The 13,587-nt window shown below is 67.1% G+C and carries 15 protein-coding genes; 14 read left to right on the top strand and 1 reads right to left on the bottom strand.

Going from position 1 to position 13,587, the window contains the following annotated elements:
* Nucleotide 1 precedes the first annotated feature (1 nt).
* The 12 genes from ACLNGM_RS14560 (at nucleotide 2) to ACLNGM_RS14505 (ending at nucleotide 10,416) form a co-directional block, all read left to right on the top strand.
* Nucleotides 2-1,081 carry a carbon-phosphorus lyase complex subunit PhnI gene (locus ACLNGM_RS14560; protein ID WP_416355470.1) on the top strand — a complete coding sequence of 360 codons (1,080 nt, stop codon included), beginning with the start codon at nucleotides 2-4 and terminating at the stop codon, nucleotides 1,079-1,081.
* The gene (locus ACLNGM_RS14555; RefSeq protein ID WP_416355469.1) at nucleotides 1,078-1,953 is read left to right on the top strand and encodes an alpha-D-ribose 1-methylphosphonate 5-phosphate C-P-lyase PhnJ; all 876 of its coding nucleotides are present in this window, start codon (nucleotides 1,078-1,080) and stop codon (nucleotides 1,951-1,953) included. The genes ACLNGM_RS14560 and ACLNGM_RS14555 overlap by 4 nt, the downstream gene beginning before the upstream one ends.
* The gene (gene phnK, locus ACLNGM_RS14550) at nucleotides 1,950-2,729 is read left to right on the top strand and encodes a phosphonate C-P lyase system protein PhnK (RefSeq protein ID WP_416355468.1); all 780 of its coding nucleotides are present in this window, start codon (nucleotides 1,950-1,952) and stop codon (nucleotides 2,727-2,729) included. Before ACLNGM_RS14555 ends, phnK begins: the two co-directional genes overlap by 4 nt.
* 50 nt (nucleotides 2,730-2,779) lie before the next feature.
* Entirely contained in the window at nucleotides 2,780-3,445 is a 666-nt protein-coding gene (gene phnL, locus ACLNGM_RS14545; protein ID WP_416358456.1) for a phosphonate C-P lyase system protein PhnL, read from the top strand.
* On the top strand, nucleotides 3,445-4,107 hold the full coding sequence (locus ACLNGM_RS14540; RefSeq protein ID WP_416355467.1) for an acetyltransferase: 663 nt from the start codon (nucleotides 3,445-3,447) through the stop codon (nucleotides 4,105-4,107). The genes phnL and ACLNGM_RS14540 overlap by 1 nt, the downstream gene beginning before the upstream one ends.
* Nucleotides 4,108-4,139: 32 nt before the next feature.
* Entirely contained in the window at nucleotides 4,140-4,988 is an 849-nt protein-coding gene (gene phnC / locus ACLNGM_RS14535) for a phosphonate ABC transporter ATP-binding protein (protein ID WP_416355466.1), read from the top strand.
* Between the two features lie 25 nt (nucleotides 4,989-5,013).
* Nucleotides 5,014-6,006 carry a phosphonate ABC transporter substrate-binding protein gene (gene phnD, locus ACLNGM_RS14530; RefSeq protein ID WP_416355465.1) on the top strand — a complete coding sequence of 331 codons (993 nt, stop codon included), beginning with the start codon at nucleotides 5,014-5,016 and terminating at the stop codon, nucleotides 6,004-6,006.
* Nucleotides 6,007-6,076: 70 nt separating this feature from the next.
* Nucleotides 6,077-6,889: a phosphonate ABC transporter, permease protein PhnE gene (phnE, locus tag ACLNGM_RS14525; RefSeq protein WP_416355464.1), complete on the top strand. Its 813-nt coding sequence runs from the start codon at nucleotides 6,077-6,079 to the stop codon at nucleotides 6,887-6,889.
* Nucleotides 6,889-7,566: a DUF1045 domain-containing protein gene (locus tag ACLNGM_RS14520; protein ID WP_416355463.1), complete on the top strand. Its 678-nt coding sequence runs from the start codon at nucleotides 6,889-6,891 to the stop codon at nucleotides 7,564-7,566. Before phnE ends, ACLNGM_RS14520 begins: the two co-directional genes overlap by 1 nt.
* Nucleotides 7,563-8,711, top strand: a complete 1,149-nt coding sequence (locus tag ACLNGM_RS14515) for an alpha-D-ribose 1-methylphosphonate 5-triphosphate diphosphatase (RefSeq protein WP_416355462.1) — start codon at nucleotides 7,563-7,565, stop codon at nucleotides 8,709-8,711. The genes ACLNGM_RS14520 and ACLNGM_RS14515 overlap by 4 nt, the downstream gene beginning before the upstream one ends.
* Nucleotides 8,704-9,297 (top strand): phosphonate metabolism protein/1,5-bisphosphokinase (PRPP-forming) PhnN, encoded by a 594-nt coding sequence (gene phnN / locus ACLNGM_RS14510; RefSeq protein ID WP_416355461.1) that lies wholly within the window; start codon nucleotides 8,704-8,706, stop codon nucleotides 9,295-9,297. The genes ACLNGM_RS14515 and phnN overlap by 8 nt, the downstream gene beginning before the upstream one ends.
* Before the next feature lie 75 nt (nucleotides 9,298-9,372).
* Nucleotides 9,373-10,416, top strand: a complete 1,044-nt coding sequence (locus ACLNGM_RS14505) for a zinc-dependent alcohol dehydrogenase family protein (RefSeq protein WP_416355460.1) — start codon at nucleotides 9,373-9,375, stop codon at nucleotides 10,414-10,416.
* Nucleotides 10,417-10,472: 56 nt separating this feature from the next.
* Here the strand turns inward: ACLNGM_RS14505 and recA are convergent, their stop codons facing one another.
* Nucleotides 10,473-11,546 (bottom strand): recombinase RecA, encoded by a 1,074-nt coding sequence (gene recA, locus ACLNGM_RS14500; protein ID WP_416355459.1) that lies wholly within the window; start codon nucleotides 11,544-11,546, stop codon nucleotides 10,473-10,475.
* Between the two features lie 148 nt (nucleotides 11,547-11,694).
* On the opposite strand from recA, the gene ACLNGM_RS14495 reads away from it, so the two are divergent.
* Both ACLNGM_RS14495 and ACLNGM_RS14490 read left to right on the top strand, forming a co-directional pair.
* Complete coding sequence (locus tag ACLNGM_RS14495; RefSeq protein WP_416355458.1) at nucleotides 11,695-12,663, top strand: PfkB family carbohydrate kinase; 969 nt, start codon at nucleotides 11,695-11,697, stop codon at nucleotides 12,661-12,663.
* A gap of 12 nt (nucleotides 12,664-12,675) precedes the next feature.
* Entirely contained in the window at nucleotides 12,676-13,587 is a 912-nt protein-coding gene (locus ACLNGM_RS14490; protein WP_416355457.1) for a pseudouridine-5'-phosphate glycosidase, read from the top strand.

Genomic DNA, 13,587 nt, shown 5'->3' with positions numbered 1-13,587 from the left:
GATGTACGTAGCCGTCAAAGGCGGTGAAGCCGCCATCCAGAAGGCGCACCGGCTGCTCGCCGACCGTCGCCGCGGAGACCGGAGCGTGCCGGCCCTGACGATCGAGCAGATCGCGTCGCAGCTTGCGCTCGGTGTCGACCGCGTAATGGCGGAAGGCTCGCTCTACGATCCCGACCTCGCGGCGCTAGCCATCCGCCAATCCTGGGGCGACCTCATCGAGGCGATCTTCCTCCTGCGGGCGTTCCGGACAACTCTTTCCCGCTTCCGCGCCGCCGAGCCGCTCGACACCGGCGCGATGCGGCTGGAGCGACGCATTTCGGCGACCTACAAGGACCTTCCCGGCGGCCAGCTTCTCGGTCCGACCTTCGACTACACCCACCGTCTGCTCGACCCGGCGATGGCGCGCGACGAAGACGTCGCGGAGCCGGAGCGCCGCGCCGCACCGACCGCCGTCGCGCCCCGCGTGACCGATCTCCTCGGCGCGGAAGGCCTGATGGAGGACGATGGCGAACCCGGCGGCGAGCCCGGCGACATCACGCGCGATCCGCTCGATTTTCCGGCCGGACGCGACCTGCGGCTGCAGGCGCTGGCGCGCGGCGACGAGGGTTTCCTCCTGGCGCTCGGGTATTCGACGCAGCGCGGCTACGGGCGCACCCATCCCTTCGTCGGCGAAATCCGAATCGGGCTGGTGGAAGTCGAGGTCGAGCTCCCCGAACTCGGCTTCGCCATCACCATCGGGCGCGTTCGCGTCACGGAATGTCAGATGGTGGCACAGTTCACCGGTGGTCCCGACGAGCCTGCCCGCTTCTCGCGCGGCTACGGCCTCGTGTTCGGGCAGTCGGAGCGAAAGGCGATGGCGATGAGCCTCGTCGACCGCGCGCTGCGCGCGGACGAGTACGGCGAGGAGCGGCGCAGCCCGGCGCAGGACGAGGAGTTCGTGCTCGAGCACTGCGACAACGTCGCCGCGACCGGCTTCGTCGAGCACCTCAAGCTGCCCCACTACGTCGATTTCCTGGCCGAACTCGACCTCGTGCGTCAGCTCAACGCCGAGCGCGACGCCCGTCAGGAGGCAGCCGAATGAGCACCGAGCTTCCCGAAATCAACTTCGCCTATCTCGACGAGGCGACCAAGCGCATGATCCGGCGCGCGCTCCTCAAGGGGATCGCGATCCCCGGCTATCAGGTTCCTTTCGCCAGTCGCGAGATGCCGATGCCCTACGGCTGGGGGACGGGCGGCGTGCAGGTCACCGCAGCGGTGATCGGTCCGGACGACGTTCTGAAGGTCATCGACCAGGGCGCCGACGATACGACCAACGCGGTGTCGATCCGGGCATTCTTCCAGTCCGTCGCGCGCGTCGCCACGACGACGAAGACGGCGCAAGCCACGATCATCCAGACCCGCCACCGCATCCCCGAGGTGCCGCTCCGGGCCGGACAGATCCTCGTCTATCAGGTGCCGATCCCCGAGCCCCTGCGCTTCCTCGAACCGCGCGAGACCGAAACACGGACGATGCACGCGCTCGAGGAATACGGGCTGATGCACGTCAAGCTCTACGAGGACATCGCGCGGCACGGCCATATTGCGACCACCTACGCCTATCCGGTGAAGATCGAGGGTCGCTACGTCATGGACCCCTCGCCGATCCCGAAGTTCGACAATCCGAAGATGAACCGCTCGCCGGCACTCCAGCTCTTCGGGGCGGGCCGCGAGAAGCGCATCTACGCGCTGCCTCCCTACACCGAAGTCGTCAGCCTCGGCTTCGAGGACCATCCGTTCCGCGTCCAGAGTTTCCGCACGCCGTGCGCCCTGTGCGGCTCGACCGGCGTCTATCTCGATGAGGTCCTCACCGACGACCGGGGCGGACGCATGTTCGTCTGCTCTGACACCGATCACTGCGAGACGCAGCGCGAAGCCGGCGAAACCGGTCTCGCGCTCGGGGAGGCCGCGGAATGACCATGGAAACACCTCTCCTCCAGGTCCGCGACCTTGAAAAGCGCTACGGATCGCGCGTCGGCTGCATCGGCGTCTCGTTCGATCTCTGGCCCGGCGAAGTGCTCGCCATCGTCGGCGAGTCCGGCTCCGGCAAGACCACTCTCCTGTCGTGCATCTCCGCGCGCCTCGAGCCGACCGCCGGCAGCGTCTCCTATGCCATGCGGGACGGTGTGACCCGCGACCTCGCGACCCTCACCGAAGCCGAACGGCGGCTCCTGATGCGGACCGACTGGGGCTTCGTACACCAGAACCCGGCCGACGGGCTGCGGATGCGGGTCTCCGCCGGAGCCAATGTCGGCGAGCGGCTGATGGCCGTCGGCCAGCGCCACTACGGAACCCTGCGCGAAACGGCGCAGGATTGGCTCGGTCGGGTCGAGATCGCCGGAAGCCGCATCGACGACCGGCCGACCGAGTTCTCCGGCGGCATGCGCCAGCGGCTCCAGATCGCCCGCAACCTCGTCACGCATCCGCGTCTCGTCTTCATGGACGAGCCGACCGGCGGGCTGGACGTGTCGGTGCAGGCGCGGGTGCTCGACCTCCTGCGCGGCCTCGTCGCCGACCTCGGCCTCTCTGTCATCATCGTGACCCACGATCTCGCCGTGGCGCGGCTCCTGTCGCAGCGGATGATCGTGATGAAGGAAGGTCGCGTGGTCGAGGAAGGCCTGACCGACCGGGTGCTGGACGATCCGCACCACCCCTACACCCAGCTTCTCGTCGCCTCGATCCCGGAGTCGTGACCGTGTCCGCTCCGTTCCTGTCCGTCGAGGGCGTCGCCAAGTCCTTCACCATGCACCTGCGCGGCGGGCTGACGCTGCCCGTCGTCGAGAACGTCCGCTTCGAGCTTCACCCCGGTGAATGCGTGGTTTTGGGCGGGCCCTCGGGCGTCGGCAAGAGTTCGATCCTGCGCATGATCTACGGCAATTACGCGGTGGATCGCGGATCGATCCTGGTGCGCGACGCCGCCGACGGCGAGATGCGCGACCTCGGTGCCGGGGACCCGCGCACGGTGCTTCGCCTTCGCGAGCGCTCGATCGGCTATGTCAGCCAGTTCCTGCGCGCCGTGCCCCGAGCCTCGGCGCTCGAGGTGGTGGCCGACCCGCTGGTCCGGCTCGGCGTGCCGCGCGAGGATGCGAGCCGGCAGGCGGCCGCCATGCTGCGCCGCCTGAACCTGCCGGATGCCCTCTTCGACCTGCCGCCTGCCACCTTCTCCGGCGGCGAGAAGCAGCGCGTCAACATCGCGCGCGGTTTCCTGACGGATCATCCGATCCTGCTTCTCGACGAACCGACGGCTTCGCTCGACGCCGCCAACCGCGACGTCGTTGTGTCGATGATCCGCGAGAAGCTCGCTTCCGGTGTCGCCATCCTCGGCATCTTCCACGACGAGCCCGTCCGCGCGGCCGTCGCCACGCGCATCCTCGACGTCTCAGCTTTTTCCGCCCGGAGGGCCGCCTGATGCCGAAGCTCAGCGAGCGGACGCCGTGGATCCATCCGACGGCCGAGATCGAGACCACCTCCTTCGGCCGATACACCGAGGTCGAGGCGCGGTCCGTCCTGACCGAGACGGTCCTCGGCGACTATTCCTACGTCATGCAGGACTGCCGGATCTTCGCCGCTCGCATCGGCAAGTTCGTCAACATCGCCGCTTCGGTGCGCATCAATGCGACGAACCACCCGGTCTGGCGCGCCACGCTGCACCACTTCACCTACCGCGCCGGCGACTATTTCGAAGGCGCCGAGGACGAGGCGGACTTCTTCGAGGCCCGGCGCGAGAACACCGTGAATATCGGTCACGACGTCTGGATCGGCCATGGCGTGACCGTGCTGCCGGGCATCACGATCGGCAACGGCGCAGTGGTGGGCTCCGGCGCCGTAGTGACGCGTGACGTCGCGCCGTACACGATCGTCGGCGGCGTGCCGTCCCGTCCGATCCGAGACCGGTTCGGCCCCGGCGTCGGCGAGCGGATGGACGCGCTCGGCTGGTGGGACTGGCCGCACGACACGCTGCATGCGGCGCTCGAAGACTTCCGCACCCTCGATGCCAGCGCCTTTCTCGACCGCTACGAAGGCGTCACGGAACCTTCATCCGCGCGTCACGCGAACCGCATCGCTTCCTGACACTGTCCGCGAAAACCGGAAGGACGACCGCCATGACCGCGATCTCCGTGTCTCGCCTGTCGAAACGCTTCGGAACGACGCAAGCCCTCTCGGGCATCGACCTCTCCATCGGTTCGGGGGAAATGGTCTGTCTGATCGGCGCCTCCGGGTCCGGGAAGTCGACGCTGATCCGCCATATCGCCGGGCTGGAGTTCGGTGACGGCGGGGACAGCCGGGTCTCGATCTTCAACGTGCCGACACAGGCGGGTGGGCGCCGACTGCCGGGCGCGCGCACGATGCGTCACGACGTGTCGATCCTCTTCCAGCAGTTCAACCTCGTCTCGCGCCTGTCGGTCCTCACCAACGTTCTCGTCGGCAAGCTCGGGCGCATCCCGCGCTGGCGCGGCACGTTCGGCGTCTTCAGCGCGAGCGAGAAGTCGGAAGCCAGAAGCGCCCTCGCCCGCGTCGGCATCGAGAAGGTCTGGCGCCAGCGCGCCTCGACGCTTTCCGGCGGCCAGCAGCAGCGTGCGGCGATCGCCCGGACACTGGTCCAGAAGTCGCGCATCCTGATCGCCGACGAGCCGATCGCTTCGCTCGATCCGGCATCGGCCCGCCGGGTGATGGACATCCTGTCCGACATCAACCGCACCGACGGCATCACGGTCCTCGTGTCGCTTCATCAGGTCGAGTACGCGCGCCGCTATTTCCCGCGCACGATCGCCATGCGGGACGGCCAGATCGTTTTCGACGGTCCGTCCTCGGCGCTGACCAACGCCTTCCTGTCCGAGCTCTACGGCGCAGCCTCGGAAGAACTCGTCCTGCCGGAAGCCCCGGCAGCGCATCCCGACCACCGGCCCGAGCCGGCGGTTACCAAGCGGCTCGGAGCCTTCGAGGCCGCCTGAACCCATCCAACCATCGGAGACGACAATGAACGCGATCCTCAAGGGTCTGGCGGCGCTCGCGCTCGCCTCGACTTTCGCTGGCTCGGCCATCGCCGAGACCATCAACTTCGGCATCATCTCGACCGAGTCGCAGCAGAACCTGCGCACGAAGTGGCCGCCGTTCCTCGACGACATGAAGAAGGAAACCGGTCTCGAGATCGAACCCTTCTTCGCCACCGACTATGCCGGCGTGATCGAGGGCATGCGCTTCGGCAAGGTCCAGATGGGCTGGTTCGGCAACAAGTCGGCGATGGAAGCGGTAGACCGCGCCAAGGGCGAAGTCTTCGCCCAGTCCGTGCCGGTCAGCGGCGAGCCGGGCTATTACGGCCTGATCCTGGCGCCGAAGGATTCCCCGCTGAACAGCGTCGACGACCTCCTCAAGTGCGACAAGACGCTGAACTTCGGCCTCGGCGATCCGAACTCGACCTCGGGCTACCTCGTGCCGATGACCTTCGTGTTCGGCGCCCGGAACATCGACCCGAAGTCCTGCTTCAAGACGGTGACCAACGCCAATCACGAGACCAACGCGATGGGCGTGGCCAACGGCCAGCTCGACGCCGCGACCAACAACACCGAGAACCTCGCGCTGATCGAGAAGAACCAGCCGGCCGCCTTCCAGAAGGTCAAGATCATCTGGAAGTCGCCGCTGATCTCGTCCGACCCGCTCGTCTGGTCGAAGGACCTCTCCGCCGAGACCAAGGAAAAGCTTCGCACGTTCGTGCTGAACTACGGCACCGACCGCACCAAGGGCGATAAGGCCGAAGAGCTGAAGACGCTCGCCGGTCTGACCTGGTCGCCGTTCCGCGCCTCGAGCGACGACCAGCTCCTGCCGGTCCGCGTGATGGAAGTGTCGAAGGCGATGGCCGCGACCCGCAGCGACGCCTCGCTCTCCGCCGATGCCAAGGCTGCCAAGCTGAAGGAGCTGGAGGACAAGAAGACCGGCTACGAGGCGAAGCTCGCCGCGGCGCCGCAGGGCTGAAGCCGGATTTGAAACGTCCACCGCCGCGCCGGATGCGCGGCGGTGAACCGTCCGTCGAGGAGACACCGAGATGACGAACGTTCCCACTGCAGAGGCCGCGGCCGCCACGGCAACGGATGGCGCGCCGAAGCGCTCGCTCGGCAGCCTTGCCGTCTGGCTGGGATTGGCGCTCCTTCTCGTCTGGAGTTGGGGCCCGGCCGACATGGGGCGCTGGACCTACCTCTTCACCGATTCCGCCAACATGGCCGAATACGCGAAGGGCTTTCTGTCGCCGAACTTCGCGGACTGGCGCTACTACCTCTCGGAAATGATCGTGACGGTGCAGATCGCGGTCTGGGGAACGTTACTGTCCGTCCTCCTGTCGATCCCCTTCGGCATCCTTTCGGCCGCCAACGTCTCGCCGTGGTGGGTGCATCAGCCCGCGCGGCGTCTGATGGACCTCTTCCGTGCGATCCACGAAGTCGTCTTCGCGGTGCTCTTCGTCGTGGCCGTCGGCCTCGGGCCGTTCGCCGGCGTCATGGCGCTCTTCATCCATACGACCGGCATTCTCGCCAAGCTCTTCTCGGAAGCCGTCGAGGCGATCGATCCACGGCCCGTCGAGGCGATCCGCACCACCGGCGCCTCGCGTCTGCAGGAGATCGTCTACGGCGTTATCCCGCAGGTTCTTCCGCTGTGGATCTCGTTCTCGCTCTACCGTCTCGAGTCCAACGTGCGCGCGGCCACCGTGCTCGGCGTAATCGGGGCCGGCGGGATCGGACAGGTGCTGTTCGAGTCGATCCGCGGCTTCTATTATCCGCAGGCGTCGGCCATCCTCATCATCGTGGTCGCAACGGTCACGGTCATGGACATCATCTCGCAGAGCCTTCGAAAGCGCGTCATCTGATGCGCGCAGCCATCTACTTCACGCCGCCGCGCGACGCGCCTCTGACCCACCTTGCCGCCGCATGGCTCGGCCGCGATGCCTTCTCGGACGGCCCCGCTCCCGAGCCCGCGCCGCTCGTCGCGGAGCCCGCCCGTTACGGGTTCCACGCCACGATGAAGCCGCCGTTTCGGCTCGCCGAGGGTCGGACGCTGGATGAGCTCGACGAGGCGCTCGCCGACTTCTGCCGTCGGCACCGCCGGGCCGAGATCGCGCAACTGGAGCTTCGACGCATCGGACGCTTTTTCGCGCTGGTACCCGGCGCGCGCGAGCCAGCCCTTCACGCGTTGGCCGACGAGACCGTGCGAGAGTTCGAGCGCTTTCGAGCGCCGCTCGACGTGGCCGAACTGGCTCGCCGCGCGCCGGACCGGCTCACCGTACGGCAGCGCGGGCACCTCGATCGCTGGGGCTACCCTTATGTCTTCGACGAATTCCGTTTCCACATGACCCTGACCGGCCCCGTCGCAGATGAGGATGCGGCAGCGGTCGAGGCGCGACTTCAGGAACGCTTCGCGCCCGCGCTCGGGCGGCCGCTGGCGATCGACGGTCTCGCGCTGTTCGTCGAATCGCGTCCCGGCGAGCCGTTCCACGTCCACGCCCTCCACTCCCTGTCTTCCGATACCGCAACGAGCCCGACATGAGTAGTCCAGCGACCGAAGAGGTCTTCCACAACGCCCGCATCGTTTTGGCCGACGAGGTGATCGAGGGCAGCATCCTCGTTCGCGACGGACGGATCGCCGACATCTCGACCGGCACGTCTAATGTTGGGACGGACATGGAGGGCGACTACCTTCTGCCCGGCCTCGTCGAGCTTCACACCGATCATCTGGAAGGCCACTACCTCCCCCGTCCAAAGGTGCGCTGGAACATCGACGCTGCGCTGCAGGCCCACGATGCCCAAGTTTCGGCCTCCGGCATCACCACCGTGTTCGACGCCCTTCGAGTCGGCATGGACGAGGATGCCGCGCTCGGTTCATCCGATATGTCGGCGATGGCCGACGCGATCCTCGAGGCGACGCACGACGGCCGGCTGCGCGCCGAGCACTTCATCCATCTGCGATGCGAGGTCTCGGCGCCCGACGTCGTGCCGGCCTTCGAGACCATGATCGGTAACGAGCGCGTGCGCCTCGCCTCCCTGATGGACCACGCGCCCGGCCAGCGCCAGTTCGTCAACATCCAAACCTACCGTACCTACTACCAGGGCAAGATGCGGATGACGGATGCCGTGTTCGACGCGTTCTGTGCGCGGCGCGTGGCAGAGTCGGAAGCGAACTCGCCGGGCAACCGGCGCCATATCGCCGGGCGCTGCCGGGAAGCCGGCATCACGCTCGCCAGCCACGACGACGCCACGGCCGCGCATGTCGAGGAAAGCCGCGAGCTCGGCATCGCGCTGGCCGAGTTTCCGACCACGCTGGAGGCGGCAAGGCTGTCGCGCGAGTCCGGGCTGTCGGTGTTGATGGGGGCGCCCAACGTCGTACGTGGCGGCTCGCATTCGGGCAACGTGTCGGCGAAGGATCTCGTCGAGATCGGCGTTCTCGACGTCCTGTCGTCTGACTACGTGCCATTCAGCCTCATCCAGGCGACCTTCGTGCTGGCGGGATCGATCGGGCTGCCTGCGGCGACCGCGATGGTCACGCGGACACCTGCGCGCGTGGCCAGCCTCGACGACCGTGGCGAGATCGCCGTCGGCCTGCGCGCCGATCTCGTGCGCGTGCGCACGCAAACGGGTGCCGCCAAGCCGCCTGTGGTGCGGAGCGTCTGGCGCGAGGGACGGCGCGTTGCGTGACGATCGAACGCCCCAAGGGCTCCTTGTGGCCGTGGTCGGCCCGAGCGGTGCCGGCAAGGACACGTTGATCCGTCTTGCGTTCGAGGGTCTGACCGACGAGCCCCGCATCGAACTGGCCCGGCGCACGATCACCCGGCCACAGGACGGCGAGACCGAGGATCATGAGAGCCTCGACGCGGACGCGTTTGCAAACGTCGAGGCTGCCGGCGGCTTCTGTCTGACCTGGCGGGCCCATGGCCTCGCCTACGGACTGCCGCTTGCGATCGAGGACCGCGTCCGGTCCGGTCGGATCGTGGTGGCGAACCTCTCCCGTCGGTCCCTCGCGGATGCCGTCGCTCGCTTCGGGCGGATCGCAGTGGTCGAGATCACCGCCCCTCGCGCCGTCCTCGTCGAACGCATCGCCGCGCGCGGCCGGGAGAGCGCCGACGAGATCGAACGACGGCTCGCCCGCCAAGTCGGCCTCGACATTCCGGCCCGCTGCGAAAGCGCGCTAAGGATCGACAACAGCGGGCCGCCGGGCCCGAACGCAAAGATCTTGCAGGACCATCTGCGCGGCCTCGTGGCATCCATCCGGCATCCCGACTGACGGCCCGCCGCAGTCGTCTTGACGTTGCGACGCCGTTGCGGTGGAGGATGCTCCCGCCAGACGGAGCGCCGCACCATGAAAGCCATGATCTTCGAGACGTTCGGGACCGAACCGGACATCCGGCAGGTTCCCGATCCGACCCCGGCCCCGGACGGCGTGGTGATCGAGGTCATGGCCACGGGTCTCTGCCGCAGCGACTGGCATGGCTGGATGGGGCACGATGCCGACATTCGCCTGCCGCACGTGCCCGGACACGAGTTCGCTGGCGTCGTCGCCGCCGTCGGGCGGGACGTGCGAGGTTTCAGGCCGGGCGAGCGCGTCACCGTCCCCTTCATCGCGGCATGCGGGCACTGCCGGGAATGCCATGCCGGGCACCAGCAAGTCTGCGAGGCGCAGTTCCAGCCCGGCTTCACGCATTGGGGTTCGTTTGCCGAGTTCGTGGCGATCGAGCGGGCGGACAACAATCTGGTGCGCCTGCCGGAGAGCATGGACTTCCGGACGGCCGCCAGCCTCGGCTGCCGCTTCGCCACCTCCTTTCGCGCCGTAGTCGATCAGGGGCGTGTGCGCGGCGGCGAGTGGGTTGCGGTGCATGGCGCAGGCGGTGTGGGACTGTCGGCCGTCATGATCGCCTCGGCGCTCGGCGCGCGCGTCGTGGCGATCGACGTTGCCGACCACAAGCTCGAACTGGCGCGGAAGATGGGCGCGACTGCAACCGTCAACTCTCGCGAAGTTCCCGCCGTCGTCGAGGCCGTCCGCGACATCACCGGGGGCGGCGCGCATGTCTCGCTAGACGCGCTGGGGCACCCCGAGACCTGCTTCAATTCCATCGCCAATCTTCGCCGCCGGGGCCGCCACGTGCAGGTCGGCTTGATGCTGGCGGACAACGCGAAGGCGTCGATACCCATGGCGCAGGTCATTGCCCACGAGCTGGAAATCTACGGCAGCCACGGCATGCAGTCATGGCGGTACGACGCGATGCTGGAGATGATCCTTACGGGCTCCCTGCGTCCCGATCGACTGATCGGCGAAACGCTGCCGCTGGAAGCGGCGGTTCCCGCCCTCGTCGCGATGGGACGGAGCGCCCCGGACGGCATCACCATGATCGACCCGAAGATCTGAACCGTTCCTGCAGCAGAAATGAAAAGGGCGCCTTACGGCGCCCTCTCTCGTCCCGATCACTCGGCGTCGTCGTTCGGATCCGGACCGCCGTTCTGCAGCAGCTGCTCGGCGATCAGTCCCGCGTTCTGGCGGATCGCGGCCTCGATCTCGGCAGCGACGGCCGAATTGTCGCGCAGGAACTGCTTGGAGTTCTCGCGGCCCTGACCGAGGCGCTGGGAGTTGTACGAGAACCAGGCGCCCGATTTCTCGACGATCCCGGACTTCACACCGAGGTCGACCAGCTCGCCGACCTTCGACACGCCCTCGCCGTACATGATGTCGAACTCGACCTGCTTGAACGGCGGTGCGAGCTTGTTCTTCACCACCTTCACGCGGGTCTGGTTGCCCGTGACCTCTTCGCGTTCCTTGATCGAACCGATGCGGCGGATGTCGAGGCGCACCGAAGCGTAGAACTTCAAGGCGTTGCCGCCCGTCGTCGTCTCCGGCGAGCCGAACATCACGCCGATCTTCATGCGGATCTGGTTGATGAAGATGACCATGCACTTCGAGCGCGAGATCGAGCCCGTCAGCTTGCGCAGCGCTTGGCTCATCAGGCGAGCCTGCATGCCGGGCAACGAGTCGCCCATCTCGCCCTCGATCTCGGCGCGCGGGGTCAGCGCGGCGACCGAATCGACCACGAGCACGTCGATCGCACCGGAGCGGACCAGCGTGTCGACGATCTCCAACGCCTGCTCGCCCGTGTCCGGCTGCGAGATCAGGAGGCTGTCGAGATCGACGCCGAGCTTGCGGGCATAGACCGGATCGAGCGCGTGTTCCGCGTCGACAAAGGCGCAGACGCCGCCGCCCTTCTGGGCCTCTGCGACCGTGTGGAGCGCCAGCGTCGTCTTGCCCGACGACTCGGGGCCGTAGATCTCGACGATACGACCCTTCGGAAGACCGCCGACGCCGAGCGCGATGTCGAGTCCGAGCGAGCCGGTCGAGATCGTCTCGATGTCGAGCTTCTCGGTGGCACCGAGCCGCATGATCGAGCCCTTGCCGAAGGCCCGCTCGATCTGCGACAGGGCTGCGTCGAGCGCCTTTGTTTTGTCCACCGATGTATCCTCAACGAGACGGAGTGAATTCTGGGCCATGGGGCAGGACCTTATTCCATGAGCGATGGTGGGGTGCAACGTCGTTACCGTGGTTCTCCATGTACTCTTTTTGTTCTCGTTTCGCAAGCGATGATCCCGATTTGTTCTCGCAAATCGCCAGTGATTCGCTGGTTCGCAAACACGTCCAATGGTTGACGAAGCGTTGACGGATACGGGCCAACGCAAACCGCCTTCGGTCCTCCTGCTGGGAGCAGCTCACCTCGATCGCATCGCGCTTTCCAGCACCCCGTTCCGGCGGGGGTTCTCGAATCCTGGCCGCGTCGTCGAGCGTCTTGGCGGCGCTGCGTTCAATGCGGCTCTCGCGCTGAAGCTGTTCGGGAGTGCGGCGACCCTCGTCAGCGCTTGCGGCGGCGACGATGTGGCGGAACGGGTCGGTGCAGAGCTCGATCGCTTCGATGTCGTCGACGGCCGCATCGCGTGGCTCGACCGCCGCTCCGCCACCTACACAGCCCTTGTCGATGCCGGTGGCGATCTGGTCGGCGGCGTTGCCGATATGGAGATCTACGATCGTCTCACGCCGCGCGTTCTGTCACGTCGGCATCTCCTCGATCGAATCGCCGAAGCGGATGGCGTTCTTGTCGACGCCAATCTCCCGCCGGCGGCGCTGGAGCAGCTCGCTTCGCTTCGGCCTCAAAGACTCGGCGCGATTGCCGTCTCCCCAGCCAAGATCACGCGCCTGGCGACAATCCGTCCGGAGCTCTCAGTTCTCTTCGCCTCGCGTGTGGAGATCGCGACGCTCTTGTCATTGCACTCGGACGTCGGTGATGCCGACCTCGTCCGGTCGATCCGGAACGGAGGGCTCGAACGGGCCATCGTGACCGACGGCCCCCGGTCGGTCCTGGTCGTCGATGCGGACGTTGCCTTGCGGCAGGCACCCCCGATGGTCGCGGCTGTGACCGATGTGGTCGGTGCAGGTGACACGTTGGCCGGCGTGGCATTTGGCGCCTGGCTCGATGATCGTCCATTCCTAGATGCCGTACGCCTCGGTCTTGCGGCGGCGTCGCTGCGGATCAGCACCGGCCTCGCTGGCAGTTCGGCAAAGGATGCCGCGGCAATCGCGGCATCGCTTCCCCCACCCGAATTCCTGCAGATCTGACGGAGGCTCCCTGTGGCCCAAACCTTTCAATGTTCCCCGGCTGTCCAGGCGGCTCTCGATGCGGGGCGGCCCGTGGTCGCACTGGAGTCGACCATCATCACCCACGGCATGCCGTGGCCGCAGAATGTCGAGATGGCACGCGGCGTCGAGGCGTTGATCCGCGACGAGGGCGCCGAGCCTGCGACCATCGTCGTCCTCGATGGCGTCCTGCGGATCGGGCTGTCGGACGACGAACTCGTCAGGCTCGCGCAGACTGCCGGCGCCATGAAGCTGTCGCGTGCGGATCTCGCCTTTGCCATGGCGACCGGGCGCACGGGATCGACCACCGTGGCGGCGACGATGATCGCGGCTGCGCTGGCCGGAATCCGTACCTTCGCCACCGGCGGGATCGGCGGCGTTCATCGCGGCGCCGAGACGAGCTTCGACATCTCGGCCGATCTCGACGAACTGGCTCGAACGCAAGTCATCGTCATCTGCGCCGGCGCGAAGGCAATCCTTGACCTTCACAAGACGTTCGAAGTGCTGGAAACCAAAGGCGTTCCCGTCGTCGGGTTCGGGGTGGACGAACTCCCGTCCTTCTGGTCTCGCGGCTCCGGCATTCCCGCCCCGCTTCGCCTCGATACGCCCGAGGAGATCGCCGCCTTCCAATCCGCCCGCAAGGCGATCGGCCTCGACGGCGGAATGCTCATCGCCAATCCGCTGTCACCCGAACTGGAGATCGACCGCGAGACGGTGGGCGATTGGATCGAGAGGGCCCTGCGGGATGCGGAGGCGGCAGGCGTTCGCGGCAAGGCGGTGACGCCGTTCCTTCTTCAGCGGATCTTCGAACTCAGCGGCGGTCGCTCGCTGGAGGCCAACATCGAACTCGTCCGCTCGAACGCGCGGCTGGCAGCCCGGATCGCCGTCGCGAGCGCCTGCGCCTGA

Source organism: Aureimonas phyllosphaerae (assembly GCF_047943035.1).
Taxonomy (GTDB): Bacteria; Pseudomonadota; Alphaproteobacteria; order Rhizobiales; family Rhizobiaceae; genus Aureimonas; species Aureimonas phyllosphaerae.
The sequence above is the reverse complement of the archived record's forward strand: the minus strand, read 5'-3'. Positions and strand labels throughout refer to the sequence as shown.

What these genes read in the sequence shown, in the direction of transcription:
- ACLNGM_RS14555 (WP_416355469.1), top strand. Translation starts at nt 1,078, where the DNA reads ATGAGCACCGAGCTTCCCGAAATCAACTTCGCCTATCTCGACGAGGCG.
- phnD (WP_416355465.1), top strand. Translation starts at nt 5,014, where the DNA reads ATGAACGCGATCCTCAAGGGTCTGGCGGCGCTCGCGCTCGCCTCGACT.
- phnL (WP_416358456.1), top strand. Translation starts at nt 2,780, where the DNA reads ATGCACCTGCGCGGCGGGCTGACGCTGCCCGTCGTCGAGAACGTCCGC.
- phnC (WP_416355466.1), top strand. Translation starts at nt 4,140, where the DNA reads ATGACCGCGATCTCCGTGTCTCGCCTGTCGAAACGCTTCGGAACGACG.
- phnK (WP_416355468.1), top strand. Translation starts at nt 1,950, where the DNA reads ATGACCATGGAAACACCTCTCCTCCAGGTCCGCGACCTTGAAAAGCGC.
- phnE (WP_416355464.1), top strand. Translation starts at nt 6,077, where the DNA reads ATGACGAACGTTCCCACTGCAGAGGCCGCGGCCGCCACGGCAACGGAT.
- ACLNGM_RS14560 (WP_416355470.1), top strand. Translation starts at nt 2, where the DNA reads ATGTACGTAGCCGTCAAAGGCGGTGAAGCCGCCATCCAGAAGGCGCAC.
- ACLNGM_RS14495 (WP_416355458.1), top strand. Translation starts at nt 11,695, where the DNA reads ATGGTTGACGAAGCGTTGACGGATACGGGCCAACGCAAACCGCCTTCG.
- recA (WP_416355459.1), bottom strand. Translation starts at nt 11,546, where the DNA reads ATGGCCCAGAATTCACTCCGTCTCGTTGAGGATACATCGGTGGACAAA.
- ACLNGM_RS14540 (WP_416355467.1), top strand. Translation starts at nt 3,445, where the DNA reads ATGCCGAAGCTCAGCGAGCGGACGCCGTGGATCCATCCGACGGCCGAG.
- ACLNGM_RS14520 (WP_416355463.1), top strand. Translation starts at nt 6,889, where the DNA reads ATGCGCGCAGCCATCTACTTCACGCCGCCGCGCGACGCGCCTCTGACC.
- ACLNGM_RS14515 (WP_416355462.1), top strand. Translation starts at nt 7,563, where the DNA reads ATGAGTAGTCCAGCGACCGAAGAGGTCTTCCACAACGCCCGCATCGTT.
- ACLNGM_RS14505 (WP_416355460.1), top strand. Translation starts at nt 9,373, where the DNA reads ATGAAAGCCATGATCTTCGAGACGTTCGGGACCGAACCGGACATCCGG.